The organism is Prauserella endophytica, assembly GCF_005146945.1.
Lineage (GTDB): Bacteria > Actinomycetota > Actinomycetes > Mycobacteriales > Pseudonocardiaceae > Prauserella_A > Prauserella_A endophytica.
Genome location: NZ_SWMS01000021.1, coordinates 90,492 through 113,852, shown reverse-complemented (window position 1 = coordinate 113,852; position 23,361 = coordinate 90,492). Strand labels below are relative to the sequence as shown.

The following is a 23,361-nucleotide window of genomic DNA, read 5'->3' as shown; positions in this document are numbered from 1 at the left end:
TCTCGATCTTGCCCGGAATCGACAGGCCGGGCGCCACCTCGCCATAGCCCTCCGGCTTCTCCACCAGAAACGCCGTCAGATTCTGATGCGGCTTCTCCCCACCCTCGTCGGTCCTGGCCAGCACCGCGATCAGATTCGACGTGCCCCCGTTGGTCAACCACATCTTCGAACCGTCGATGACATAGTCATCACCGTCCCGCCTGGCACGAGTCTTGATCGCCGCCACATCCGAGCCCAGATCCGGCTCCGACATCGAGAACGCCCCACGCACCTCCCCGGTGGCCATCCGCGGCAGATAACGCTCCTGCTGCGCCCGAGTGCCATGCTGACGCAGCATGTAGGCCACGATGAAATGCGTGTTGATCACCCCCGACACACTCATCCACCCACGGGCGATCTCCTCCACCACCAACGCATACGTCAGCAGCGACTCACCCAGCCCACCGAACTCCTCCGGGATCATCAGCCCGAACAGGCCCATCTCCCGCATCCCCGCCACGATGTCCGCCGGATACACATCCCCATGCTCCAGCTCCTGCGCATACGGAACGATCTCCTTGTCCACGAACCCCCGCACCGTCGACAAGATCTCCTGCTGCACATCGGTCAAACCAGCGGTCTGCGCAAGGCGGGCCATGCGTTCTCTCCCGTGACTCGGCTCTTTGTTACCGCTGAGTATGGCCCCTTCCCGTCTCGTCCCCCGGGGTCAGGTGCGCGGCACCATGCTCACCGTTCGTCACCGTGCGGTTCTGCTCCGGCACCGACGGCTGGTCGGTGCCGGACGCCGCCTTGTCGAGGAACCGCAACAGCTCCACCGGGAACGGCAGCACCAGCGTCGAGTTCTTCTCCGCGGCGACCTCCACAACGGTCTCCAGCAGGCGCAGCTGCAACGCCGACGGCGTGTGGGCCATCTGCTCTGCTGCCTTGGCGAGCTTCTCCGAAGCCTGGAGCTCGCCGTCCGCGGCGATGACGCGGCCGCGCCGTTCGCGCTCGGCCTCGGCCTGCCGCGACATCGCCCGCTTCATCGTCTCCGGCAGCGCGACGTCCTTGATCTCCACGCGGTCGATGTGGATGCCCCAGCCCAGCGCGGGGCTGTCGATCATCAGCTCGAGGCCCTCGTTCAGCCGCTCGCGGTTGGACAACAGGTCATCGAGATCGCTCTTGCCGATGATCGAGCGCAGTGACGTCTGGGCGACCTGCAGCATCGCGAACCGGTAGTTCTCGACGCCGACGATCGCCTGCTTCGGGTCGATCACCTTGAAGTACACGACAGCGTCGACGCGCACGGTGACGTTGTCCCGGGTGATGCCGTCCTGCGCGGGCACGGGCAGCGTCACGATCTGCATGTTGACCTTGGTCATCCGGTCGACGATCGGGACGATCACGGTGAGCCCCGGTTCGCGCGGGGGGCTGTTCACTCTGCCGAAGCGGAACACGAGACCGCGTTCGAACTGCTTCACGACCCTTACGCTGGCCGCCAGCCCGACAGCGCCGATGGCGGCCACGGTGGTCAGGATCTCTACCAGCATGGCGGCTCCCAATGGTGAACCCCTGTCAACCGATCGTACTCCCGGCGAAAAGGGTTTGATCCTGTTCAGATGCCGCCGGTCGTGCGCGACGGGACCATCCCCCCGGCACCTTCACGAAGCAGCTCCTGAACTGCCCCCCAAGGCCACCTTTGTTGCGCTCAACGCAACAAAGGTGGCCTTGGGGGGCAGACGAAAGGCTCCGCACGGGTCGCGGCGCGTGGCCGGGCAGTGACACCGCTGACGGCATAGTCTGGCCCCATGGCTGCCGTGAACAGGGTCTTCGCAGCTCAGCTGGCACGTCTGCCGGTGTTCGGTCCCGACGGCGAGTCGATCGGAAAGGTGCGTGACCTGGTCGCCGGCCTGCGGCTGGACCAGCAGCCACCGCGCGTGCTGGGCCTCGTGGTCGAGCTGGCCACGCGCCGCCGCGTCTTCGTCCCCATGCTGCGGGTCACCGCGATCGAGCCGAACGCCGTGACGCTCGCCAGCGGCTCCGTGAACATGCGGCGGTTCACCCAGCGCCCCAACGAGGTGCTGGTGCTGGGCCAGCTGTTCGACGCGCGGGCGACGCTCGCGGCCACCGGGGTCAGGGTCACCGTCGTCGACGCCGCCATGGAGCAGGCGCGCACGCGGGACTGGGTGCTGGCCAAGCTCGCGATCCAGGAGCGGAGCGGACCGCTCGGCATCGGCCGGAGGCGCTCGGCGTTGCGGGTGCTGCCGTGGGCGGAGGTCTCCGGGCTGGGGCTCGCCGACCTCACCGGCCAGCCGCAGGGCGCGGGCCAGCTGCTGATGCTGTTCGACACGATGCGCGCGGTGGACGTCGCCGCGACCCTGCGCGACCTGCCGCTCAAGCGCAGGCAGGAGGTCGCCGACGCGATGGACGACGAGCGGCTCGCCGACGTGCTGGAGGAGCTGCCCGAGGACAACCAGAAGGAGCTGCTTTCCCACCTTGCCGAGGAGCGCGCCGCCGACATTCTCGAGGCGATGAACCCCGACGACGCCGCCGACCTGCTGTCCGAGCTGACCCCCGCCGACCAGAACCGGCTGCTCGAGCTCATGCATCCGGACGAGTCGGAGCCCGTCAAGCGGCTGCTGGAGTACTCGTCGGACACTGCGGGCGGGCTCATGACCCCGGAGCCGGTGGTGCTGACCCCGGACGCCACGGTGGCCGAGGCGCTCGCGCACATCCGCAACCCCGACCTCACCCCCGCGCTGGCCAGCATGGTTTTCGTGTGCCGCCCGCCGAGCGCGACGCCCACGGGACGGTACGTCGGCTGCGCGCACTTCCAGCAGCTGCTGCGCGAGCCGCCCGCCGACCTGGTGGCCGCCGCGGCCGACACCGACCTCCCGCCACTGCGGCCGACCGCGTCGCTGACCGAGGTCACGCGGTACTTCGCGGCGTACAACCTCACATGCGCGCCGGTCGTGGACTCCGAGGACCACCTGCTCGGCGCGGTGACCGTGGACGACGTGCTCGACCACCTGCTGCCCGAGGGCTGGCGCGAGACCGGACTGCACGACGTTGGCACCGCGACGACACAGGAGGCCGAACATGCCTGAGCTGCTGAGCCGCCGACGCCTCGACCAGCCACGGCAGCCACGGCGGCTGGCGCTCAACGTCGACGTGGAGGCGTTCGGCCGGTTCTCCGAGCGGCTCGCGCGCTTCCTCGGCACCGGGAAGTACCTGTTCTGGCAGACGCTCGTGGTGATCGTGTGGATCGCCCTGAACCTGACGGCGGTGACGCTGCGCTGGGACCCGTACCCGTTCATCCTGCTCAACCTGGCCTTCTCCACCCAGGCCGCCTACGCGGCGCCGTTGATCCTGCTGGCGCAGAACCGGCAGGACGACCGCGACCGCGTCTCGCTGGAGGAAGACCGCCTGCGGGCGGCACAGACGAAGGCCGACACCGAGTACCTCGCGCGGGAGCTGGCGGCGTTGCGGCTGGCCGTCGGCGAGGTGGCCACGCGCGACTATCTGCGCAGTGAGCTGGACAAGTTGCGGGAAGACCTCAATGGGCAGCCACGTAGCATGAGGAAAGCAACCGCAACCGCCAGCGACAGAAGGTCGGTGCCCGAGCAGTGACCACTACGCAAGAGACCCCCAGCGTCGAGGACGTCCGGACTGCGTTGAACGACGTCCACGACCCGGAGATCCGCAAACCGATCACCGAGCTCGGCATGGTCAAGGACGTCACCGTCGGCGACGACGGTGCGGTGACCGTCGCCGTGTACCTCACGGTGGCAGGCTGTCCGCTCAAGGAGACCATCACGCGCGACACCACGGCGGCCGTGTCGAAGCTGCCGGGTGTCACGGACGTCCATGTAGAGCTCGACGTGATGAGCGACGAGCAGCGCACGGAACTGCGCAAACGGTTGCGCGGCGACTCGGCGGAGCCGGTGATCCCGTTCGCCCAGCCCGGCTCGATGACCAGGGTGTACTGCGTCGCGTCCGGCAAGGGCGGCGTCGGCAAGTCGAGCGTGACGGTGAACCTCGCGGTCGCGATGGCCGAGCGCGGGCTTTCGGTCGGCGTGGTGGACGCCGACATCTACGGGCACTCGGTGCCGCGCATGCTCGGGGCGGGCGAGAAGCCCACCAAGGTCGAGCAGATGATCATGCCGCCGCAGGCGCACGGCGTGAAGGTGATCTCCATCGGCATGTTCACCCCCGGCAACACGCCGGTGGTGTGGCGTGGTCCGATGCTGCACCGCGCGCTGCAGCAGTTCCTCGCGGACGTGTTCTGGGGCGATCTGGACATCCTGCTGCTGGACCTCCCGCCGGGCACCGGTGACATCGCGATCTCGGTGGCCCAGCTGATCCCGAACGCCGAGATCCTCGTGGTCACAACGCCGCAGCAGGCCGCGGCCGAGGTGGCCGAGCGGGCTGGCGCGATCGCGCTGCAGACGCGTCAGCGGATCGCCGGTGTGATCGAGAACATGTCGTGGCTGGAGACCCCGGACGGCTCGCGGATGGAGATCTTCGGTGCCGGCGGCGGCCAGACCGTGGCCGACTCGCTGTCGAAGTCCGTCGGCTCGGAGGTCCCACTGCTGGGCCAGGTGCCGCTCGACCCGCGCCTGCGCGAGCAGGGCGACGCGGGAACTCCCCTGGTGCTCGCCGAGCCGGATGCCGCGGCGTCGCAGGTGCTCAAGGGCGCCGCCGAGAAGCTGACGGTCCGCGCCCGCGGCCTCGCCGGCATGATGCTGAACGTCAGCCCCGCCGGCCGCTAGCCGCGAGTCGCCTGCTCAGGCCCCGCGAGTTTTCTGCTCAGGCCCCGCGAGTCTCCTGCTCGTGCTTCGAACGAGGTGACACGAACGCGGAACTCGCGGGCACGAGCGGGGAACTCACACGCCCGAGCGGGGAACTCGCGCACCCGAGCGGGGAACTCGCGCACCCGAGCGGGGGACTCGCCCGCCTCAGCGGGGAACTCGCCCGCCCGAGCGGGGGACTCGCAGGCAGGCGGTTACGTGGCGTCGGGGTCCACCGGGGGCTTCTCGCCCGCCTTGAGTGGTTCCGGCGCGGGCGCGGCAGCCGCCTTGTGGCTGCCGTTCGAGCCGTTCGAGTGCCCGTTGGTGCCGTTGATGTTGTTCAGCCCGAGCGGGTCCGGGTCACCGTCGAAGAGGTGCTGGGCCACGGCGCGCTTCGGGTCGAAGTTGCGCAGCGAGCGGAGGTCCTCGATCGGTTTGCGGTACTCCTCGAACTCGGGACCCATTTCGTCGCGCAACTGCTGGCGCGCGCCGGAGGCGAAGTCCCTGACCTTGCGCACCGACCGGCCGAGCCAGGCGGCCGCCTCGGGCAACCGCTCGGGACCGAGGATGAACAACGCGGCAACGAGCAGGACGAGGATCTCGCCCCAGCCGATGTTTTCGAACACGCTGCGAACCTCCTCGGAACCGTCGCGACCAGCGTACCGCGTTAGTCTGAACCCAAGGTGACGTCGACGGTAAGGGGACGACCGTTACGGACCACCCGGATCGGCACGACCTCCCCGATGTCGTGCTCCCGGACGGCGACGGTCAGCTCGGCGGCGTTGCGCACCTGGCGGTCTCCGACCTTCGTGATCACGTCGCCTTCCTTGATACCGGCCCTCGAAGCCGGGCCGCCGTCGACCACGTTCTGGATCTGCGCGCCCTCGGAGGTGTTGGCCGCGACGGACGACGCGTTGACGCCCAGGTCGGCGTGGTTGACCTTGCCGTCGCGCACGAGAGCCTCGCTGATCCGCATGGCCTGGTCCACCGGGATCGCGAAACCGAGGCCGATGCTGCCGCCCTCACCACCGGTGCCGACGGTGCGGATCAGGGAGTTGATGCCGACGAGGGCACCGGTCGAGTCCACCAGCGCGCCGCCGGAGTTGCCGGGGTTGATCGCGGCGTCGGTCTGGATCGCGTCGTAGGTGACCGGAGGGTCGCCGTTCTCGCCCGGCGCCGTGACGGGGCGGTCCAGTGCGCTGACGATGCCCTCGGTGACGGTGTTCTCCAGGCCGAACGGCGAGCCGACGGCCACCACCGCGTCCCCTGGCGCCAGCTCGGAGGACTTGCCGATCTCGATCACCACGGGGTTCGAGACGCTCACCTTGATCACCGCGAGGTCGGTCTTGGGGTCCGTGCCGACGATCTCGGCCTTCGCCCTGGTGCCGTCGATGAACACGGCCGTGATCTCGGCCTCCTCGTCGCGCGTCGCCTGCGAGACCACGTGGTTGTTGGTGACGACGTAGCCCTGCGGGTCGATCACGACACCGGAGCCGAAGCCGCCCGACTGCCCGGACTTGACCTCGATGGAAACGACGGCGGGCGACACTCGTTTCGCTATGTCGGCGATCGAGCCGGCGGCCCGCTCCCTGCCGGCCTCGGCCTCGGCGATGTTGAGCTCGCCGGTCAGCGAGTCGCCCGCGCTCGCCAGGCCCCAGCCGACGAGCCCGCCTACCGCGCCGACCAGCAGGGCGATCACCCCGAGCAGGGCGAGCGCGGTGGGCTTGACACGGCGGCCGAACAGCACCTCGGGAAGGCTCAGCAGCGCTCCGCGCGGGCGTTCCTCGTCGTCGGGCTCGTCGTCCTCCGCGAGCACCGCGGGGCCGCCGAGCACCGCGCCGGAGCCGGGGTCGCGCCACGGGTCTCGCGACGACGACCACAGCGGCTCGTCAGGTTCCTGGCCGGGGCGGGCACCGTTGTCGTCCGGTGGCCGCTGGAGAACCACGCTCTCCGAGCCGGGCGGCTTGCCGAACGCCTCGGCCAGCGATTCGGGGGGCGGCGGCTTGGCGGCGCCGCCGTTGCGGTGGCTGGCGGTGTCGGGGGTGTAGAGCTTGTCGAAGGGACCTTCGACCCCGCGCGGCCTGCCGAACGTCGCGGCGAGTGCCGGATCAACGGAGGGACGCGCGATGGGCCGGGGCCGCAGCCGCGGGCCCTGCTCGCCGGGTTCCTCCTCGGGCGGGTTCGGTGGCTGGTTCATCATTCCCCGACAGACAGACGGCTTCAGTGCTCGGTGCGTGGTTGCTCGAGGCGACCCTACGCGCCGAGCTCAGCACTCGAATTCTGCCGCCCCCACAGTGAAGTGGGTGTTGCTCAGCGCGGACCTTCCATCGGCGCGGCGGCCTGGGTGGTGCTCAGTGCCGGTGCCGGCGCCGGTGCGGTCGTGCTGACGCTTGTGGTGGTCGGCGTCGGGGCGGGGCCGTTGCCGAACTGGGCCCGAAGGACACCAGCGGGCGCGGTGCCGCCCTGCTCGCTGTCGGGGTCGTCGGCGCCGACCGTGGCGACGAGCGCGAGCGCGCTCAGCACCAGACCGGACACGACGACGCCGGCGCCCTGCGCCGCGCGGCGCCGGGAGGAGCCGAGACGTGCGCCACTGCCCAGCACATTGGCCGAGCTGCCCAGTGGCGCCGAGCTGCCCAGCGAACCGCTGGGCAGGCCGTTACGGAGGCCGGCGACGCGCTCGGGCCGCTGAATGGCGACGAGCTGGCCGTCGTCAGTGATCGCGAGGTTGTCCGGCGTGGTGGTGATGTCGGTGTGCTCCGGTATCGAGCGCAGGCTCGCGAGGAACCCGGGCGACATCGAGGGAGCCTGTGCGTGCTGCACGGCAGAACGAGCCTGCCGCTGCGCGCGTACGTCGGCCGCGCAGCCCGGACACCGGGCGATGTGTGCCGCGGCGCGCTCGTGGGCGCCCAGCGACAGCTCCCTGTCGACGAACGCGACCACCGCGTCCGGCAACAGGTGCGACTCGGGGAGCCCCCACCCCCGGTGTTCCGTCATACCGTGGCCTCCAACTTGAGCGCGCGGCGACGCTCCAGGGAGGCCTTCAGTGCCTGGCGGCCGCGGTGAATCCTGCTGCGCACGGTGCCGAGCTTAACCCCGAGGGTCGCGCCGATCTCCTCGTACGAAAGGCCTTCGACGTCGCACAGCACGACGGCGGCGCGGAACTCCGGAGGCAGGTCGTCGAGCGCGGCCTGCAGGTCCGGGTCCAGGTGCGTCTCGGAGTAGACCTGCTCGGGGCTCGGGTCGTCACCGACGATGCGGTCGGTGTCGTCGGGCAGTCCCTCCATGCGCACGCGCGAGCGGCGCCGTGCCATGTCCAGGAACAGGTTGGTGGTGATGCGGTGCAGCCAGCCCTCGAACGTCCCGGGCTTGTACGACGCGAGCGAGCGGAACACCCGGATGAACGTCTCCTGGGTGAGGTCCTCGGCGTCGTGTGTGTTGCCCGTGAGGCGGTAGGCCAGCCGGTAGACGCGGTCGGCGTGCTCGCGCACGACCTCGTCCCACGACGGCGGCGTCCACGCGGCGTCCCCCTGATCGCCCGCGGCGCTCACCATGGCTGGCTCTGCCACCTCGGCATCGGTCGGCTTCGGCGCGGTCTGCGTGCTGTTTCGCGACAGCTGAGGCACCTCCATCGGCCTGCTCCCCCTTACTCACCCTGCCCAACGCAGCGGCTGCGTGGAGTGTTCCCATCCTTGGGACGTAGTTTTCCGTGCTTCCTTATGGTTCTAGTGAGATGCGTCTGAGAGCAGCCTGAGAAGATGGTTCAGCGTGGTTGACCGAGTCGCCGGGGCTGCCGCGCTAACCTCTGCGCGTGAACTCCGAGACGAGCATCACGGGGCCGGTGGACCTCGGCGACTTCGTCGAGAGCTACCTCCCCGACGACGAGCTTCTCGCCGCCACGCGGGCGCGCGCCGAGGAGCTCGGCTGCCTGCCGGTGTCGTGCGCGACCGGCGCCGCGCTGGGCTTCCTCGCCGCGACGCTGCAGGCCAGAGCCGTCGTGGAGATCGGGACGGGCACCGGCGTGAGCGGCCTGCACCTGCTGAGAGGCATGGCCGCGGACGGGGTGCTGACGACGATCGACCTCGAACCGGAGTTCCATCGCTCGGCGCGCAGGGTGTTCCTCGACGCGGGGTTCCCGCCGGGGCGCATGCGGCTGATCATGGGCAAAGCACTCGACGTGCTGCCGAGGCTGACCTCGGGTGGCTACGACATGGTGTTCGCCGACGCGGCCCGGGTGGAGTATCCCGGCTACTTCGACCTCGGCGTGCAGCTGCTGCGGCCGGGCGGCGTGATCGTGTTCCACAACGTGCTGGTCGGCGGCAGGCTCGGCGACCCGGCGCGACGGGACCCCGAGCTGCTGGCGCTGCGCGAGGTGGCGAGGGCGGTGCGCGAGGACGAGCGGCTGCGCCCGGCGATCATCCCGGTCGGGAACGGGCTGCTCGCGGCCGCGGTAGGCAGCTGAGCATCGCGAGCGCCAGCCACGCGGTGACGACGGCGACGAGCCAGCCCCACCCCGCGTGGCCGTAGACGACGCTGCCGAGGGTGCCGCCAACGCTGCTGCCGAGGTAGTAGGCGAGCGTGTAGATGCCGCCGGTCTGGCCGCGCGCCCCTTCGGGCGCCTCCGCGGCGGCCCACCCGTTGGCGACGGCGTGCGCCGCGAAGAACCCGGCCGTGAGCAGCAGGAATCCGGCGACGACGAGCGGCAGCGAGTCGGGCAGCGTCAGCAGGGTGCCCGCAATCGTCGCGGAGAGGCCGAGTAGCAGGGAGCGGCGGCGGCCGAGCCGGTGGACGAGCCTGCCCGCCGTCGCGGACGACACCGAGCCGAGCGCGTAGGCGAGGAAGATCAGCGAGGCGATCGCGGGGCTGAGCCCGAGCGGCTCGGCGGTGAGGCGGAACCCGGCGGCGTTGTAGAGCGCGACGAAGGACCCCATGGCGAGCAGGGCGACCGCGTACTGGGCGAGCAGCACCGGCTTCCGCAGTGCCGACCCGATCCCGGCGAACACGCTCCGCAACCTCCCCCACCCCGTCTCTTGGGGAGCAAGGGAGCTTTGCTCTCGTTTCGCGGTAGTAAAGCTCCCTTGCTCCCTACGCGAACGGGGGCTGCGCGGCAAGGTGAACACGGTGAGTAGCGCGCAGAGCAGGGCCAGTACCGCGACCGCGGCGAGTGCGCCGTGCCACCCGAGCCGGTCCGTGGTGAACCCGCTCGCCAGCCTGCCCGCCATGCCGCCGATGGTGTTGCCCGCGATCATCATCCCGACCGCCGCCGCGACGCCGGTCCTGCCGAGCTGCTCCGCCAGGTACGCGGCGGCCACGCCGGGGAAGCCCGCGATCGCGATGCCCTGCAGCACCCGCAGCGCGAGCAGGACCTCGAACGACGGCGCGAACGGCAGCGCCAGTCCGAGAGCGGCCGACGCGAGCACCGACGCGACGATGATCGGGCGCCGCCCGACCAGCTCCGAGAGCACCGCGATCGGCAGCACCGCGATCGCGAGCGCTCCCGTCGCGACGCTCACCGCCAGCGACGCCCTGCCGGGGTCGAGTCCGAACTCCGCCGCCAGCTGCGGCAGCAGCGGCTGCGGCGCGTAGAGCAGCGCGAACGAGCACACGCCCGCCGCCGCCGTCGCCAGGCTGACCCAGCGGGTCCCGACCGCGCGTTCCCGCGCCAACGTCACCACTCCGGCGACGCTAAGCACCGGCAATCAATACGTCCAATGCGCGGATGAGCGATAATCCATACCGTGCCGGATGAATCGACAGACGCCCCGCTCACGGCCGAGCTCGCCGCGCACGCGCCACTGCTGCGCGTGCTGAGGCTCACTCGCAACGTCACCCGCGCGGCACAGGAGCTCGGCATCCCGCAGCCCACGGCCAGCCGGCGCCTCGCCGCACTCGGCGAGCGCCTCGGCGCTCCGGTGATCGTCCCGGAAGGTCGCGGCATCCGGCTGACACGCGCGGGTGAGCTGCTGGCCGAAGCCGCCGACCGCGCGCTCGACGTGCTCGCGGGCGGCGTCCGCCAGGTCCGCGAGGAGATCGACCCGGAACGCGGGCACGTCGAACTCGGCTTCCTGCATCTGCTCGGCCGCTCGCTCGTGCCCGGACTGCTCCGCGACTTCCGTGCCGCGTACCCGCACGCCCGGTTCAGCCTCGTCCAGGGCTCGCGGCAGGAGATCGTCGACCGGCTCCGCGCGGGCACGATCGACCTCGCCCTTGTCGCACCGCCGCCAGAGGAGGCCGACGTCGAGGCCGTCACGCTCGCCGAGGAGGAGCTGTTCGTGTCGGTCCCGGCAGGGCACCGCCTCGCCGGCCGGCGCCTCGTGCGCATGACCGACCTCGCCGACGAGGACTTCGTGATGCTCGAACACGGCTACGGCCTGCGCACCATCACCGACGACCTGTGCCGCCGCGCCGGGTTCACGCCGACGATCGCGTTCGAGGGGCAGGAGTCGGACACCGTGCGCGGCCTGGTCGCCGCGGGACTCGGCGTGGCGCTGCTGCCGAAGTTCGAGCCGGGCACCCCGGCTGGCGTCGCCGAGGTGCCGCTCGCGCCGAGGGTCACGCGCGCGATCGGCCTCGTGTGGCCGGTCGGCTACCCGCTGCCACCCGCCGTGGCGGCGTTCCGGAACTTCGTACGCGAACGGGCTCAGGTGCCGTAGGACGCGGCCAGCTCGACCAGCGTGCGCGCCGCGAAGCCGGTGCCGCCTGGCACCACCTCGTCGTAGTTCTTCTCCGAACGCGCCGGGCCGGCGATATCCAGGTGCGCCCACGGCAGGCCCGCGGTGAACTCACGCAGGAACAGCGCGGCGGTGATCCCGCCAGGCCCGGGCGGCGCCTGCCGGACGTCGGCGATGTCGCTGCGCACGTCGGCGGCGTGGTCCTCAAGCAGCGGCATCCGCCACCACTGTTCGCCCGCCCGCTCCCCCGCGGCCCGCACGCGCTCGGCCAGCTCGTCGTCGGTGGCGAAGAGCCCGCCGGTGCGCAGGCCGAGCGCCACCTTCATCGCTCCCGTCAGCGTCGCGACGTCCACCACGGCGTCCGGCCGGTACCGCTGCACGCCGTAGGCGATCGCGTCGGCCAGCACCATCCTGCCCTCGGCGTCGGTGTTGGCGACCTCCGTGGTGCGCCCGCCGTAGTGCCGCACCACGTCGCCCGGCCGGTAGGACGAGCCCGACACGTGGTTCTCCGCTGCTGGCACGAGACCCGTCACGCGCACGCCGAGCCGGAGTGCCGCGATCGCCCGCATCGCGGCGATCACCGCGCCACCGCCGGACATGTCGGTGCGCATGAGGTGCATGCCCTCGGCCGGCTTGATCGAGATGCCGCCGGTGTCGAACGTGATGCCCTTGCCGACCAGCAGCAGGTGTGTGGTGGCCCCGCGCGGCCGGTGGCTCAGCTCGATCAGCCTCGGCGGGCTCGCCGAGCCGCCGCCCACCGCGAGCACGCCGCCAAAGCCCTGCGCCGTCAGCCACTCCTCGTCCCGCACGGTGACCGAGAGCCCGGGGACGTCGTCCGCGGCCTGCTCGGCCACGCCGGCCAGCCACGCGGGGTTCTTGACGTTCGCCGGGGTGTTGGCGAGGTCGCGGGCCAGCGCGGAGGAGGCCGCCAGCTCGCGCGCCCTGTTCACGGCGTCCTCGTGCGCGAGCACGGCGCGCTGGTCCGTGGTCAGCAGGCGCACCGCGCGCACGCTCGCCTTCGGCTCCTCGGAGCTGACCCGGTAGCGGTAACCGCCGAGCAGCGCGCCCGTCGCGAACGCCGCGTACCGCTCGGAGCCGACGTCGGCCGGGAGCTGGACCAGAACGCGCTTCGGAACCTTGCGGCCCGCGTTCGACTCCGCCTCCGCGAACGAGTTGGCCGCGCGGATGAACGCCGCCCCAGCCGCGCGGTACTGCTTCTCCGTGCCGTCGCCGACGCCGACGAGCCACCTCGGCCCCTCGTCACCGGGCACCACGTGCACCTCGCCCGCCTTGCCGGTCGCGCGCAACCGGTCGGCGACGTCGGCGTACGGGGACTCGCCGTCAGGGGTGAGCACCGCGGCGAGCGGCTCCCCCTTGCGCGCGGTGTCGCCGACCTCGACATCGAGCAGCCGGCTGGGTACGGACGGGAGCGGGGAGCGGGCCATCGGCGGCCTCCAGGCACGGTGAAGACAGCCAGCCCGAACGGAGTCGACGCTGGCGGGTACGGGCAGAGAACGTGGTTAGCTGGTGGCCTCCTGAAGGGCCGCACCGAGGTCCTTGGCCTCCTCGGCCGACAGCTCGACGACGAGTCGCCCACCGCCCTCGAGCGGTACGCGCATCACGAGGCCCCGCCCCTCCTTAGTAACTTCGAGGGGACCATCTCCGGTCCGGGGCTTCATGGCCGCCATAGCGTGCTCCCTCCGTCTTCAAGCAGTGCCCGGCTCGCGCTCCTGGGAACAACCGGGTCGTGACCATTGTCCCCCATCAGCAGCTGGCCGTGAACGCGGACCGATCTTAGCGTCGGGGCATCCATGCTGGTATGCGGCTCGCGGGGCTGTCAGACTCGCGTGGCGACTCAGACGGACGGAGGGTTTTTCGTGACCACCGATGACGTGCTGCTGCGGAGCGACAGCGACCGCGTGCGCACACTGATCCTCAACCGCCCCAAGGCATACAACTCGCTCACGGTCGAGCTGAAGGAGCGGCTGCTCGCCGAGCTGCGGGACGCCTCGGCCGACCCGGGGGTGCGGGCGATCGTGCTCACCGGGGCGGGCAAGGCGTTCTGCGCCGGGCAGGACCTCAAGGAGCACATCGGACTGCTGGAGGCGGGCGACGACGCGCCCCTGCGCACGGTCACGGAGCACTACAACCCCATCGTCAGGGCGATAATCGAGGCACCCAAGCCCGTGATCGCCGCCGTGAACGGCCCCGCCGCCGGCGCGGGCGCCGCGTTCGCCTACGCCGCCGATCTGCGGATCGCGGCGGCTTCCGCCAACTTCCTGATGGCCTTCGCCAACGTGGGCCTCGGTCCCGACTCGGGCGCATCGTGGACGCTGCAGCGGCTGATCGGCTACGGCCGCGCGGCGGAGCTGATGCTGCTCGCGCGTCCGGTCGACTCCGCCGAGGCGCTGCGCATCGGCCTGGTCGGCGAGGTCGTCGCCGACGAGGACCTCGCGGCGAGGGCGCAGGACCTGGCGGCGAAACTGGCCGGGGGCCCGACCGCCGCCTACGCCAAGATCAAGGGCACCCTCACGGCCGCCGCCGAGAGCACGCTGGAGGAGGCGCTCGCCGAGGAGGACGCCGCGCAGACCGCGCTGGGCGCCACGACCGACCACCACGAGGCGGTCGCGGCCTTCGTGGCCAAGCGCAAACCGGACTTCATCGGCAGCTGAGCCCGCTCAGCCCGCCCGGAAGCAGCCCTCGACGTGGTCGTCGACCATGCCGGTGGCCTGCATCATCGCGTAGCACGTGGTGGGGCCGACGAAGGCGAAGCCGCGCTTCTTCAGCGCGCGCGCCATCGCCTTCGACTCGGCCGTCACCGCGGGCACGTCGGCCATCGTGGCCGGCCGCAAGCGGCCTTCCGGGTCGGGCGCGAACGACCACAGCAGCTCGTCGAGCGGCACGTCGAGGCTCGCGATGGCCCGCGCGTTGGTGATGGTCGCCAGGATCTTCGCGCGGTTGCGCACGATCGAGGCGTCGCCGAGCAGGCGCGTCACGTCGTCCTCGCCGAAGGCGGCCACGCGTTCGGGATCGAAACCGTGGAACACCCGCCGGAACGCCTCGCGCTTGCGCAGGATCACCAGCCACGACAGTCCGGATTGGAACGCCTCCAGCGAGAGCCGCTCGAACAGCGCGACCTCGCCGCGCAGCGGCACACCCCACTCGGTGTCGTGATAGACGGCGTAGTCGGGCGCCGAGTTGCCCCACGAGCACCGCGCGACGCCGTCCTCACCCAGCAGCTCGCTCATCCGCCCACCACGTAGGACTCGGCGAACTTGGCGAAGTTGTGCAGGGAGCGTCGAAGGCCAAGGGAGAACACCGGCTTCACCAGCGGCCAGCCCAGCCGCCCCACGACCCCGAACGGGAGGTCGAGCTGCTCTGACCAGATGAACACCGACCGGCTCGGACCCCGGTCCTGCACGTGGAACGAGCCGGTGCCGCGCACGAGAAAGCCCAGGTGACGCACGGTGCAGCGCACGGGCGGCTCCCAGCTCGTGATCTCCATCGAGTCGGTGAAACCGACGCCGGCGACGCCGGTGAACGCCTCCAGCTTCGAACCGACGCTGCGGCCGTTGCCGGACACCACGCGCACGTCGGTGCCGAGCAACCACTCGCGCTGCCGGTGCCAGTCGGTGAGCGCGAGCCACGTGGTCCCGGCCGGTGCCGCGACGTCGACGGACAGCACCAGATCGGTCACTGGGACGCCTCGCGTTCGTTGCGCTCGACCCGCTCCGCCAGCTGGGCCTCGAGGTCGGCGACCCGTGCACGCAGCCCGTCGATCTCGCCGCCCAGCCGTCCCATCACCCAGTCGACCTCGGACATCTTGTAGCCACGCAGCACGAGCTGGTACTTCACGGCGCTCACGTCCTCGCCGGTGATGTCCTCGGCGGGCAGCCGGGTCGGCGAGCTGCCCGGGGCCAGCGGAGCCAGTTCCTCGCCCCGGCCGAACACAACGGCAGCCAGCAGGAACACCACGGCGGCCACGAGCAGCATCACGACGAGATAGATGAGCGCGGTGGTCACGTCCCGATCGTGGCACACGGCGCCGCGGTGACCGCAGTGAAGGCCACCATGCCTGCGTTCAACGCAGGCATGGTGGCCTTCACTGCGGTTGGGAGGGCCACCTCAGCGGCGGGCGGCGAGCACCTCGCACATCGGGGGGCGGTCGGTCACGGCCACCTCGGTGTGCTCGGGCAACCACTCGCCCGCCACCTGCGTGAACTGGGTCAGCCCGGCGCCGGAGGCCTCGATGTCGCAGCGGGCGAGCGCGGTGCCGAGGATCTGCCGCGCCATGACACCGAGCTGCAGCAGCGAGCGGTTGCGGTGCTTGCGCACCCCCAGGTTCACCTGGGCGAGCGCGTCGAGCCCGTACCGGGACTCCGCGTCGAGCAGCAGGCCGATCTCCACGCCGTACCCCGTGGCGAACGGCACCGACTCCAGCAGCTCCCGCGTGCCCGCGTACTCGCCACCGAGCGGCTGCACGAGGCCGGACAACGCGGGCCGCAGCGCTGCGAGCAGCGGCCTCGCCAGCAGCTCGGTGACGCGGCCGCCGCCGGTGCCCAGCTCCTCGGACTCCAGCCGCAGCGGCCTGCGGTAGAAGCCCTTGACCAGGTGGACTCCGTCCTCGCACAGCAGCGGGCCGAGCAGCGACGGCACGAACCCGGGGTCGGGGTCGACGAGGTCCGAGTCGAGGAACACCACGACGTCGCCGGTGGTGGCGGCCAGCGACCGCCACAGCACCTCGCCCTTGCCGGGCAGCGGCGTCCAGTCCGGCAGCACGTCCTCGCGGTGCACCACGCGCGCGCCCGCCCGCGCGGCGACGTCGGCCGTGCCGTCGGTCGAGCCGGAGTCGAACACCACCAGCTCGTCGACGAGCGTGCCCAGCAGCGGGCGCACCGAGGCGACGACGCCGCCGACCGTTCCGGCCTCGTCCAGGGCGGGCAGCACCACGGAGACCGTGCGCCCGCCCTTGGCGAGACGCAGCTCATCGGCCGTCCACTGTGGAGACTGCCAGGTTCGCCGGGCGAACCACTCCTCGTTCATGAGAACCGATCGTGCCATGCTGGATGGACAACGCCGCTGGAGGAGACGTGCTGCAACTGCTGATCCGCCGGGTACTCGCGCCGCTGACCAGGCTCGTGTACCGGCCGATCGTCGTCGACGCGGACAAGGTGCCACCGACCGGGCCGGTGATACTGGCCGCCAACCACCGCTCCGCCGCCGACACCTTCGTGATCCCCATCGTGACGCCGCGGCCCGTCGCGTTCCTCGGCAAGGCCGAGTACTTCACCGGCAAGGGACCGAAGGCGCGGCTGATGGCGGCGTTCCTGTCCGCGCTCGGCTACGTGCCGGTGGAGCGCGGCAACGCGGCGGCGGGGCTGGCCGCGCTCGGCGCCGCCCGCCGGGTGCTCGACGACGGCGGCGCATTCGGCATCTACCCGGAAGGCACGCGTTCGCTCGACGGCCGCCTGCACCGGGGGCACACCGGGGTCGGAGCGCTCGCGCTCGCGACTGGCGCGCCGGTGGTGCCCGTGGCGCTGACCGGCACCGACCGGCTCCTCCCGCACGGCAAGAAGATTCCGAGGCTCGTGCGGGTCACCGTGCGGTTCGGTGACCCGCTGGAGTTCTCCCGTTACGACGGGCTCAAGGACTCGCCCGCCATCCGCCGCGCGGTGACCGACGAGATCATGTACGCGATCATGGAACTGTCGAAGCAGGAGTACGTGGACGCCTACCACAAGCGCCCCAACGCCGCCTGACCGTTCACACCGCTTTCCCGCCCCCCAAGGCCACCTTTGTTGCGTTGAGCGCAACAAAGGTGGCCTTGGGGGAAGGTCAGTCCTCCGCCCATTTGTCGACGGGGACCCCGTCGTGCCGCTCGAAGGCGTCGAGCAGCGCCACGGGGTCCGCGTCGATGGTGATCAGCTCCCGGCTGGCCTTGTTGAGAAAACCCTCGGCCGACATGTGCTCGATGAACTCGGCGAGCTTGCCGAAGTAGCCGGACGCGTCGACGAGGCCGATCGGCTTGGCGTGCAGGCCGAGCTGGGCCCACGTCCACACCTCGAAGAGCTCCTCGAGCGTCCCGGCCCCGCCCGGCAGCGCGAGGAACCCGTCGGACAGCGAGGCCATCGTGGCCTTGCGCTCGTGCATGTCCTCCACGACGTGTAGCTCGGTGAGGTTGTGGTGCGCGATCTCCACCCGCATCAGATGCTTCGGGATCACGCCGATCACCTCGCCGCCCGCGGCGAGCGCACCATCGGCGACGGCGCCCATCAGGCCCACGCTCGCCCCGCCGTAGACCACGCCGAGGCCGCGTTCGGCGAGCAGGGCGCCCAGCTTGGCGGCCTCCTCCGCGTATCCGGAGCTGTTGCCTGCCGACGAACCGCAGAACACGCATACGCGTCGCACTAGTGAGTGTCCTCCCACGCCTTGTACGCCTCGAGCACGACGCCCACCGCGTCGTCGATGTCGTCGGTGACGTGCAGCAGATCGGCGTCGCGTTCCCCGATCTTGCCCTCGCCGAGCACCGTGTTGCGAACCCATTCGTAGAGCCCGCCCCAGTAGTCGCTGCCGAACAGCACCACCGGGAACTTCGTCACCTTCTTCGTCTGCACGAGCGTCAGCGCCTCGAACAGCTCGTCCAGCGTGCCGAACCCGCCCGGCAGGCAGATGAACGCCTGCGCGTACTTGATGAACATCGTCTTGCGGGTGAAGAAGTAGCGGAAGTTGACGCCGAGGTCCACCCACGGGTTCAGCCCCTGCTCGAAGGGCAGCTCGATGCCGAGCCCGATGGAGAGCCCGCCCGCCTCCGACGCGCCGCGGTTCACGGCCTCCATCGAGCCGGGGCCGCCGCCGGTGATCGCGGCGAAGCCGGCGTTGGCCAGCGCGGCGCCGATGTCGCGGCCGAGCTGGTACTCGGGGTGGTCGCGCGGCGTGCGCGCGGAGCCGAACACCGTGACGGCACGCGGAACCTCGGCCAGCGCGCCGAAGCCCTCCACGAACTCGGCCTGGATTCGCAACACGCGCCACGGGTCGGTGTGCACCCAGTCGCTGGGGCCCCTCGAGTCCAGCAGGCGCTGGTCGGTGGTCGAGTCCTCCGCCTGGCGGGACCGGCGCAACACCACCGGACCACGGTGCCGTTCCGGTGGGTGTTCCGCGTCGTCCGGGATGCTGTGTGTCACCTGGTCACTCACAGCGCCCAGCCTAGAGGTCAGGTCCCCAGGAACGACCGGAGAACCTCGGCGACGCGGTGGATCTCGGCGACGGCGACGTGCTCCTGCCGCGTGTGCGCGAGCGTCGGGTCACCGGGGCCGAAGTTCACCGCAGGCATACCGAGTGCCGCGAAGCGGGCGACGTCGGTCCAGCCGAGCTTGGCCGCGGCCTCTCCCCCGGCCGCCGCCACCAGCTCCGCCGCCGCGGGCTCACCGAGTCCCGGCAGCGCACCGGGCGAGCTGTCGACCACGTTCACGTCATGGCCGTCGAACACCTCGCGCAGGTGCTGCTCGGCCTGTTCGGGGGTGCGGTCGGGGGCGAACCGGTGGTTGACGGCGAGCACGGCCGCGTCCGGGACGACGTTGCCGGAGACCCCGCCGCCGATGCGCACGGCCTGCAGGCCCTCGCGGTAGGTGAGCCCGTCGATCTCGACGACCCTCGGCTCGTAGGCGGTGAGCGTGCGCAGCGGTTCGGCGAGCGCGTGGATGGCGTTGCTGCCCATCCACGCCCGTGCCGTGTGCGCACGTGTGCCGGCCGTGCGCAGTTCGATGCGCATCGTGCCCTGGCAGCCAGCCTCGATCACGGCGTTGGACGGCTCACCGACGATCGCGAGGTCACCGGAGAGCCAGTCGGGCAGCTCGCGCTCGATGCGGCCGAGGCCGTTGCGGACGGCTTCCACCTCCTCGCAGTCGTAGAACACGAACGTCACGTCGTGCGTCGGCTCCGGCAGGGTGGCGGCGAGGTGCAGGAACACCGCGTCGCCGCCCTTCATGTCCACGGTGCCCAGGCCGTGCAGCACCTCGTCGGAGCCGCTGCCGGTGCGCTTGCCGGGGAGGTTGTCGTTCACGGGCACCGTGTCGAGGTGCCCGGCGAGCACCACGCGCGACGGCCTGCCCAGCGACGTGCGCGCGAGCACGGCGTCGCCGTTGCGCACGACCTCCAGGTGCGGGGCCTGACGGCGCAACGCGGACTCCACGGCGTCGGCGATCACCGCCTCCTCCCCGGACACGCTGGGGATGTCCACCAGTGCGGCGGTGAGGTCGACGGGGTCGGAACGCAGGTCGAGCGAGGGCATGAGCAGCACCGTATCTCGCGGTGCGTACGGTTGACCCGTGCGTACCCGTGCTCTGCTGGTCACCGCCGCCGCTGTGGTGTTGCTGCCGCTGTCCGCCTGCGCCCGCGAGGCGGGTCCGACGCCGAAGGGCGCCGCGCCCGACCCCGGCCCCGGCGCACTGCGGGTGAAGCTCGAGGCACTGACGATGGACGTGTGCTTCACCGACCCCACGGAGATGGACCCGCCCGGCTGCCAGAAGTACGTCACCCAGCTCGGCACCGTCCCCGGCACGGCGCAGAAGTTCGCGGGCACCGAGCATCCCGAGCTGGCCGAGGCGGGGCGGGCGCTCGACAAGGCCATCAGGGGCTACCGCGACAACACGTGCGGCACGCAGGGTTCCGCCGACGCGTGCACGGAAGCACTGGTCGACATGTCGACCGCGCTGGGGCAGGTCAAGGCGCACGTGTCCAAGCTGCCCGAAGTCACGACGCAGTCGGGCTGAGCCACGGGTTACCGTTACGGCCGTGAGTGAGCAGACCCCCAATCCGGAGACCACGGGCGCGACCGGCGTCGGCCTGGCGACCATCACCACCGACGGCACGGTGCTCGACACGTGGTTCCCGCATCCGAAGCTGACCACCGACGGCGAGGCAGGCACCGCGCGACTGTCGGACGAGGAGGCCGCCGAGGTGCTCGGCGAGGCCGCTGTCGCGCTGCTCGGCACGGACACCGACCGCGGGGTCGAGGTCGTCGCCGTGCGCACCTCGATCGCCTCGCTGGCGAAGGCGCCCGCGGACGCACACGACGTGTACCTGCGCCTGCACCTGCTGTCGCACCGGCTCGTCCGGCCGCACGGGCTGAGCCTCGACGGCCAGTTCGGGCTGCTGGCCAACGTGGTGTGGACCAACCACGGCCCGTGCCCGGTGGACGGCTTCGAGGCGACGCGCCTGCGCCTGCGCGCGAGGGGCCCGGTGACCGTCTACAGCGTGGACAAGTTCCCGCGCATGGTGGACTACGTCACGCCCAGCGGCGTGCGGATCGGTGACGCCGACCGTGTCCGGCTCGGCGCCCACCTGGCGAGCGGCACCACCGTGATGCACGAGGGCTTCGTGAACTTCAACGCCGGCACGCTCGGCGCCTCCATGGTCGAGGGCCGCATCTCGGCGGGTGTCGTGGTGGGCGACGGCAGCGACGTCGGCGGTGGCGCGTCGATCATGGGCACGCTCTCCGGCGGTGGTACCGAGGTGATCTCGGTCGGCGAGCGCTGCCTCATCGGGGCCAACGGTGGCGTCGGCATCTCGCTCGGCGACGACTCCGTCGTCGAGGCCGGCCTGTACGTCACAGCGGGCACGAAGGTGGTCGTAGAGGGCAAGTCCGTCAAGGCCCGCGAGCTCTCCGGCATCTCCGGCGTGCTGTTCCGCCGCAACTCGGCGACGGGCGCCGTCGAGGTCGTTCCGCGCGAGGGCACCGGTATCGAGCTCAACGCCGCCCTGCACGCGAACGACTGACCCCTTTCGCAAACCGGCTCGCGCGCCGGCGGTGACCGGCGCGCGAGCCGTACGCTCCAGCGCGCGAGTCGTGCACCCAGGACGCCGAGCTGTGCGTACGGACCGCGAGTCCCCCGCTCAAGCACGCGAGTCCCCCGCTCAAGCACGCGAGTCCCCCGCTCAAGCACGCGAGTCCCCCGCTCAAGCACGCGAGTCCCCCGCTCAAGCACGCGAGTCCCCCGCTCGAGCACGCGAGTTGCTCACTCCGGAATGCGCGACTCACAGTCGGGAACGCACGACTCGCCGACCGGAGCGGGGAACTCGCCGACCGGAACGCACGACTCGCCGACCGGAACGCACGACTCGCCGGCCGGAGCGGGGAACTCGCCGACCGGAGCGGGGGACTCGCCGGCCGGAGCGGGGGACTCGCGCCGGGCGTCAGGCCCGCAGGCGTTCGGCGGCCGCGTTGACGCGCTCGTCGGTCGCCGTCAGTGCGACCCGGACGTGCTTGCCTCCGCGCGGGCCGTAGAAGGTACCCGGCGCGACGAGGATGCCGCGCTCGGCGAGCCAGCCGACCGTCTCGGCCGACTCCTCGTCCCTGGTCGCCCAGAGGTAAAGGCCCGCCTCGGAGTGGTCGATCCGGAAACCGCTGTCCAGCAACGCCTTGCGCAGCACCGATCGGCGCGCCGCGTACCGCTCACGCTGGGCGAGCAGGGCCTTGTCGTCGGTCAGCGCGACCGTCATGGCCTCCTGCACCGGCCTGGGCACGATCATGCCGGCGTGCTTGCGCACCTCGAGCAGCCGCCGCACCAGCGCGGGGTCGCCGGTCACGAAACCGGCCCGGTAGCTGGCGAGGTTCGCCGACTTCGACAGCGAGTGCACGGCGAGCAGGCCGTCGAGGCTGCCGCCGTGGACGTCGGGGTGCAGTACTGACACCGGCTCGCCCTCCCAGCCGAGTGCCAGGTAGCACTCGTCGGAGACGACCACGGTGCCGCGCTCCCTCGCCCACTCCACGACCTTGCGCAGGTGCTCGACGCCCAGCACACGGCCGGTCGGATTCGACGGCGAGTTGAGCCAGATCATCGCCGGTTTCTGCGGCCCGAGCTGGGTCAGCCCGTCGGCCCGCACCGGTGATGCACCGGCGAGCAGCGCGCCCACCTCGTAGGTCGGGTAGGCGAGCTCGGGAATGACCACGACGTCGCCCGCGCCGGCGCCGAGCAGCGTCGGCAGCCACGCCACCAGCTCCTTGGAGCCGATCGTGGGCAGCACGGCTTCGGGGTCGATCCCCTCGATGCCATGCCGCCTGCGCAGTGCCTCCACCGCGGCGGCGCGCAGCTGCGGCGTGCCGTGTGTCGTGGGGTAGCCGGGGATGTCCGACACCGAGGCCAGCGCCTCGCGAATGGGCTCGGGCACGGGATCCACCGGGGTGCCGACCGAGAGGTCGACGATCCCGTCGGGGTGCGCCCGCGCCTTCGCGGTGTGGTCGGCCAGCGAGTCCCAGGGAAAGCCGGGTAGAGCGGCCGGGGTCATTCGCCCTGCGGGGGCAGGTCCTTGATCCACTGCGGGTCGTGAGCGGTCTTGCCGACCTTCGACGCACCACCCGGGGAACCCAGCTCGTCGAAGAAGTCGACGTTGGCCTTGGTGTAGCCGTTCCACTCGTCCGGGACGTCGTCCTCGTAGTAGATGGCTTCCACCGGACAGACCGGCTCGCAGGCTCCGCAGTCGACACACTCGTCGGGGTGGATGTAGAGCATCCGCTCGCCCTCGTAGATGCAGTCGACGGGGCACTCGTCGATGCATGCCTTGTCGAGCACGTCGACGCAGGGCTCGGCGATCACGTAGGTCACTGCGTTCTCCTGCTGTTTTCTTTGGTCTGGCCCGCTCACGGACATTACGCGGTCCCGGCAGGCATCCTATGCTCAGGCTGCCCTAATCGGGCGATCGCGGAGGGCTCGGTCACAGCCTCTTGTCACGGCCCGGCTTGGGTGGATTGCGCATGTCCCCGGTGACGACGAAACGCGGCTTCTCGGTCTCGGCCTCCTCGCCATCCTCCGGCTTCGAACCCACGGCGCGGTTGAAGCCGTCGGCGATCTCCCGCACCAGGTCGTTGTTGTGCCGGTCGTCCCTGCGCGCGATGCTCATCGGCTCTCCTTTCAGGTCTTTTGGTACCA

At 71.2% G+C, this 23,361-nt stretch carries 28 protein-coding genes; 9 read left to right on the top strand and 19 right to left on the bottom strand.

The window, feature by feature from the left end; all coding sequences use genetic code 11:
- Both FCN18_RS29420 and FCN18_RS29415 read right to left on the bottom strand, forming a co-directional pair.
- The coding region (locus FCN18_RS29420) for an acyl-CoA dehydrogenase family protein (RefSeq protein WP_206077837.1) at positions 1-637 on the bottom strand (637 nt) is incomplete at its 3' end.
- A 28-nt stretch (positions 638-665) separates the two neighbouring features.
- The gene (locus FCN18_RS29415; RefSeq protein WP_137096624.1) at positions 666-1,529 is read right to left on the bottom strand and encodes a slipin family protein; all 864 of its coding nucleotides are present in this window, start codon (positions 1,527-1,529) and stop codon (positions 666-668) included.
- A gap of 258 nt (positions 1,530-1,787) precedes the next feature.
- Here FCN18_RS29415 and FCN18_RS29410 point away from each other — a divergent pair, with 258 nt between their 5' ends.
- Genes FCN18_RS29410 through FCN18_RS29400 form a run of 3 tightly spaced genes read left to right on the top strand, consistent with a single transcriptional unit; the run spans position 1,788 to position 4,751 of the window.
- Positions 1,788-3,086 carry a magnesium transporter MgtE N-terminal domain-containing protein gene (locus tag FCN18_RS29410; protein ID WP_112275993.1) on the top strand — a complete coding sequence of 433 codons (1,299 nt, stop codon included), beginning with the start codon at positions 1,788-1,790 and terminating at the stop codon, positions 3,084-3,086.
- Positions 3,079-3,609, top strand: a complete 531-nt coding sequence (locus FCN18_RS29405) for a DUF1003 domain-containing protein (RefSeq protein ID WP_112275991.1) — start codon at positions 3,079-3,081, stop codon at positions 3,607-3,609. The genes FCN18_RS29410 and FCN18_RS29405 overlap by 8 nt, the downstream gene beginning before the upstream one ends.
- A complete protein-coding gene (locus FCN18_RS29400; RefSeq protein WP_112275989.1) occupies positions 3,606-4,751 on the top strand; it encodes an Mrp/NBP35 family ATP-binding protein in 1,146 nt (381 codons plus the stop codon). Before FCN18_RS29405 ends, FCN18_RS29400 begins: the two co-directional genes overlap by 4 nt.
- A 233-nt stretch (positions 4,752-4,984) precedes the next feature.
- On the opposite strand, the gene tatB is transcribed toward FCN18_RS29400, so the two are convergent.
- The 4 genes from tatB to sigE form a co-directional block, all read right to left on the bottom strand.
- Positions 4,985-5,395, bottom strand: coding sequence for a Sec-independent protein translocase protein TatB (gene tatB, locus FCN18_RS29395; protein ID WP_112275987.1), 411 nt, complete (start codon positions 5,393-5,395; stop codon positions 4,985-4,987).
- Between the two features lie 41 nt (positions 5,396-5,436).
- Entirely contained in the window at positions 5,437-6,966 is a 1,530-nt protein-coding gene (locus FCN18_RS29390) for a S1C family serine protease (protein WP_137096623.1), read from the bottom strand.
- 113 nt (positions 6,967-7,079) lie between these two features.
- On the bottom strand, positions 7,080-7,763 hold the full coding sequence (locus FCN18_RS29385) for a zf-HC2 domain-containing protein (protein ID WP_137096622.1): 684 nt from the start codon (positions 7,761-7,763) through the stop codon (positions 7,080-7,082).
- Positions 7,760-8,398 (bottom strand): RNA polymerase sigma factor SigE, encoded by a 639-nt coding sequence (gene sigE / locus FCN18_RS29380; protein WP_112275983.1) that lies wholly within the window; start codon positions 8,396-8,398, stop codon positions 7,760-7,762. Before sigE ends, FCN18_RS29385 begins: the two co-directional genes overlap by 4 nt.
- A 179-nt stretch (positions 8,399-8,577) precedes the next feature.
- Between sigE and FCN18_RS29375 the strand changes: the two genes are divergently transcribed.
- Positions 8,578-9,228 (top strand): O-methyltransferase, encoded by a 651-nt coding sequence (locus FCN18_RS29375; RefSeq protein WP_112275981.1) that lies wholly within the window; start codon positions 8,578-8,580, stop codon positions 9,226-9,228.
- On the opposite strand, the gene FCN18_RS29370 is transcribed toward FCN18_RS29375, so the two are convergent.
- Positions 9,182-10,441 carry an MFS transporter gene (locus tag FCN18_RS29370; RefSeq protein WP_228714183.1) on the bottom strand — a complete coding sequence of 420 codons (1,260 nt, stop codon included), beginning with the start codon at positions 10,439-10,441 and terminating at the stop codon, positions 9,182-9,184. The two genes, FCN18_RS29375 and FCN18_RS29370, sit on opposite strands and share 47 nt — an antisense overlap.
- Before the next feature lie 63 nt (positions 10,442-10,504).
- Here FCN18_RS29370 and FCN18_RS29365 point away from each other — a divergent pair, with 63 nt between their 5' ends.
- The gene (locus tag FCN18_RS29365; protein ID WP_112275979.1) at positions 10,505-11,419 is read left to right on the top strand and encodes a LysR family transcriptional regulator; all 915 of its coding nucleotides are present in this window, start codon (positions 10,505-10,507) and stop codon (positions 11,417-11,419) included.
- On the opposite strand, the gene FCN18_RS29360 is transcribed toward FCN18_RS29365, so the two are convergent.
- Both FCN18_RS29360 and FCN18_RS29355 read right to left on the bottom strand, forming a co-directional pair.
- Complete coding sequence (locus FCN18_RS29360; RefSeq protein ID WP_112275977.1) at positions 11,407-12,882, bottom strand: leucyl aminopeptidase; 1,476 nt, start codon at positions 12,880-12,882, stop codon at positions 11,407-11,409. The genes FCN18_RS29365 and FCN18_RS29360 overlap by 13 nt on opposite strands.
- A gap of 75 nt (positions 12,883-12,957) precedes the next feature.
- Complete coding sequence (locus tag FCN18_RS29355; protein ID WP_009152618.1) at positions 12,958-13,125, bottom strand: DUF3117 domain-containing protein; 168 nt, start codon at positions 13,123-13,125, stop codon at positions 12,958-12,960.
- A 189-nt stretch (positions 13,126-13,314) separates the two neighbouring features.
- Here FCN18_RS29355 and FCN18_RS29350 point away from each other — a divergent pair, with 189 nt between their 5' ends.
- On the top strand, positions 13,315-14,109 hold the full coding sequence (locus tag FCN18_RS29350; protein ID WP_112275976.1) for an enoyl-CoA hydratase-related protein: 795 nt from the start codon (positions 13,315-13,317) through the stop codon (positions 14,107-14,109).
- A gap of 6 nt (positions 14,110-14,115) precedes the next feature.
- Here the strand turns inward: FCN18_RS29350 and FCN18_RS29345 are convergent, their stop codons facing one another.
- The 4 genes from FCN18_RS29345 to FCN18_RS29330 all read right to left on the bottom strand — a co-directional run bounded on the left by FCN18_RS29345 (position 14,116) and on the right by FCN18_RS29330 (position 16,480).
- Positions 14,116-14,685 (bottom strand): DNA-3-methyladenine glycosylase I, encoded by a 570-nt coding sequence (locus FCN18_RS29345; protein ID WP_112275974.1) that lies wholly within the window; start codon positions 14,683-14,685, stop codon positions 14,116-14,118.
- A complete protein-coding gene (locus FCN18_RS29340) occupies positions 14,682-15,134 on the bottom strand; it encodes an SRPBCC family protein (RefSeq protein ID WP_113641233.1) in 453 nt (150 codons plus the stop codon). The genes FCN18_RS29345 and FCN18_RS29340 overlap by 4 nt, the downstream gene beginning before the upstream one ends.
- On the bottom strand, positions 15,131-15,460 hold the full coding sequence (locus tag FCN18_RS29335; protein ID WP_112275970.1) for a DivIVA domain-containing protein: 330 nt from the start codon (positions 15,458-15,460) through the stop codon (positions 15,131-15,133). Before FCN18_RS29335 ends, FCN18_RS29340 begins: the two co-directional genes overlap by 4 nt.
- A gap of 102 nt (positions 15,461-15,562) precedes the next feature.
- On the bottom strand, positions 15,563-16,480 hold the full coding sequence (locus tag FCN18_RS29330; RefSeq protein WP_112275968.1) for a glucosyl-3-phosphoglycerate synthase: 918 nt from the start codon (positions 16,478-16,480) through the stop codon (positions 15,563-15,565).
- 47 nt (positions 16,481-16,527) lie between these two features.
- On the opposite strand from FCN18_RS29330, the gene FCN18_RS29325 reads away from it, so the two are divergent.
- Positions 16,528-17,196, top strand: coding sequence for a lysophospholipid acyltransferase family protein (locus tag FCN18_RS29325; RefSeq protein WP_112276192.1), 669 nt, complete (start codon positions 16,528-16,530; stop codon positions 17,194-17,196).
- Between the two features lie 76 nt (positions 17,197-17,272).
- Here FCN18_RS29325 and FCN18_RS29320 read toward each other — a convergent pair whose 3' ends face one another.
- From FCN18_RS29320 to dapE, 3 genes are read right to left on the bottom strand one after another with little or no spacing between them, the layout of a single operon-like run.
- Positions 17,273-17,845: an LOG family protein gene (locus FCN18_RS29320; protein ID WP_112275966.1), complete on the bottom strand. Its 573-nt coding sequence runs from the start codon at positions 17,843-17,845 to the stop codon at positions 17,273-17,275.
- Positions 17,845-18,630, bottom strand: coding sequence for an LOG family protein (locus tag FCN18_RS29315; protein WP_228714182.1), 786 nt, complete (start codon positions 18,628-18,630; stop codon positions 17,845-17,847). The genes FCN18_RS29320 and FCN18_RS29315 overlap by 1 nt, the downstream gene beginning before the upstream one ends.
- Before the next feature lie 17 nt (positions 18,631-18,647).
- A complete protein-coding gene (dapE, locus tag FCN18_RS29310; protein WP_137096621.1) occupies positions 18,648-19,724 on the bottom strand; it encodes a succinyl-diaminopimelate desuccinylase in 1,077 nt (358 codons plus the stop codon).
- Positions 19,725-19,761: 37 nt separating this feature from the next.
- On the opposite strand from dapE, the gene FCN18_RS29305 reads away from it, so the two are divergent.
- Together FCN18_RS29305 and dapD are read left to right on the top strand one after the other, a co-directional pair.
- On the top strand, positions 19,762-20,205 hold the full coding sequence (locus tag FCN18_RS29305; protein ID WP_112275965.1) for a hypothetical protein: 444 nt from the start codon (positions 19,762-19,764) through the stop codon (positions 20,203-20,205).
- A gap of 22 nt (positions 20,206-20,227) precedes the next feature.
- Positions 20,228-21,211, top strand: a complete 984-nt coding sequence (gene dapD, locus FCN18_RS29300; protein ID WP_112275963.1) for a 2,3,4,5-tetrahydropyridine-2,6-dicarboxylate N-succinyltransferase — start codon at positions 20,228-20,230, stop codon at positions 21,209-21,211.
- A gap of 417 nt (positions 21,212-21,628) precedes the next feature.
- On the opposite strand, the gene dapC is transcribed toward dapD, so the two are convergent.
- The 3 genes from dapC to FCN18_RS29285 form a co-directional block, all read right to left on the bottom strand.
- Positions 21,629-22,720: a succinyldiaminopimelate transaminase gene (dapC, locus tag FCN18_RS29295; protein WP_137096620.1), complete on the bottom strand. Its 1,092-nt coding sequence runs from the start codon at positions 22,718-22,720 to the stop codon at positions 21,629-21,631.
- Positions 22,717-23,037 (bottom strand): ferredoxin, encoded by a 321-nt coding sequence (fdxA, locus tag FCN18_RS29290; RefSeq protein ID WP_110335128.1) that lies wholly within the window; start codon positions 23,035-23,037, stop codon positions 22,717-22,719. Before fdxA ends, dapC begins: the two co-directional genes overlap by 4 nt.
- Before the next feature lie 109 nt (positions 23,038-23,146).
- Positions 23,147-23,332, bottom strand: a complete 186-nt coding sequence (locus tag FCN18_RS29285; protein WP_112275958.1) for a hypothetical protein — start codon at positions 23,330-23,332, stop codon at positions 23,147-23,149.
- Positions 23,333-23,361 lie beyond the last annotated feature (29 nt).

What these genes read in the sequence shown, in the direction of transcription:
- dapC (WP_137096620.1), bottom strand. Translation starts at nt 22,720, where the DNA reads ATGACCCCGGCCGCTCTACCCGGCTTTCCCTGGGACTCGCTGGCCGAC.
- FCN18_RS29410 (WP_112275993.1), top strand. Translation starts at nt 1,788, where the DNA reads ATGGCTGCCGTGAACAGGGTCTTCGCAGCTCAGCTGGCACGTCTGCCG.
- FCN18_RS29390 (WP_137096623.1), bottom strand. Translation starts at nt 6,966, where the DNA reads ATGAACCAGCCACCGAACCCGCCCGAGGAGGAACCCGGCGAGCAGGGC.
- FCN18_RS29360 (WP_112275977.1), bottom strand. Translation starts at nt 12,882, where the DNA reads ATGGCCCGCTCCCCGCTCCCGTCCGTACCCAGCCGGCTGCTCGATGTC.
- dapE (WP_137096621.1), bottom strand. Translation starts at nt 19,724, where the DNA reads ATGCCCTCGCTCGACCTGCGTTCCGACCCCGTCGACCTCACCGCCGCA.
- FCN18_RS29415 (WP_137096624.1), bottom strand. Translation starts at nt 1,529, where the DNA reads ATGCTGGTAGAGATCCTGACCACCGTGGCCGCCATCGGCGCTGTCGGG.
- sigE (WP_112275983.1), bottom strand. Translation starts at nt 8,398, where the DNA reads ATGGAGGTGCCTCAGCTGTCGCGAAACAGCACGCAGACCGCGCCGAAG.
- FCN18_RS29405 (WP_112275991.1), top strand. Translation starts at nt 3,079, where the DNA reads ATGCCTGAGCTGCTGAGCCGCCGACGCCTCGACCAGCCACGGCAGCCA.
- FCN18_RS29345 (WP_112275974.1), bottom strand. Translation starts at nt 14,685, where the DNA reads ATGAGCGAGCTGCTGGGTGAGGACGGCGTCGCGCGGTGCTCGTGGGGC.
- FCN18_RS29355 (WP_009152618.1), bottom strand. Translation starts at nt 13,125, where the DNA reads ATGGCGGCCATGAAGCCCCGGACCGGAGATGGTCCCCTCGAAGTTACT.
- FCN18_RS29285 (WP_112275958.1), bottom strand. Translation starts at nt 23,332, where the DNA reads ATGAGCATCGCGCGCAGGGACGACCGGCACAACAACGACCTGGTGCGG.
- FCN18_RS29330 (WP_112275968.1), bottom strand. Translation starts at nt 16,480, where the DNA reads ATGAACGAGGAGTGGTTCGCCCGGCGAACCTGGCAGTCTCCACAGTGG.
- FCN18_RS29385 (WP_137096622.1), bottom strand. Translation starts at nt 7,763, where the DNA reads ATGACGGAACACCGGGGGTGGGGGCTCCCCGAGTCGCACCTGTTGCCG.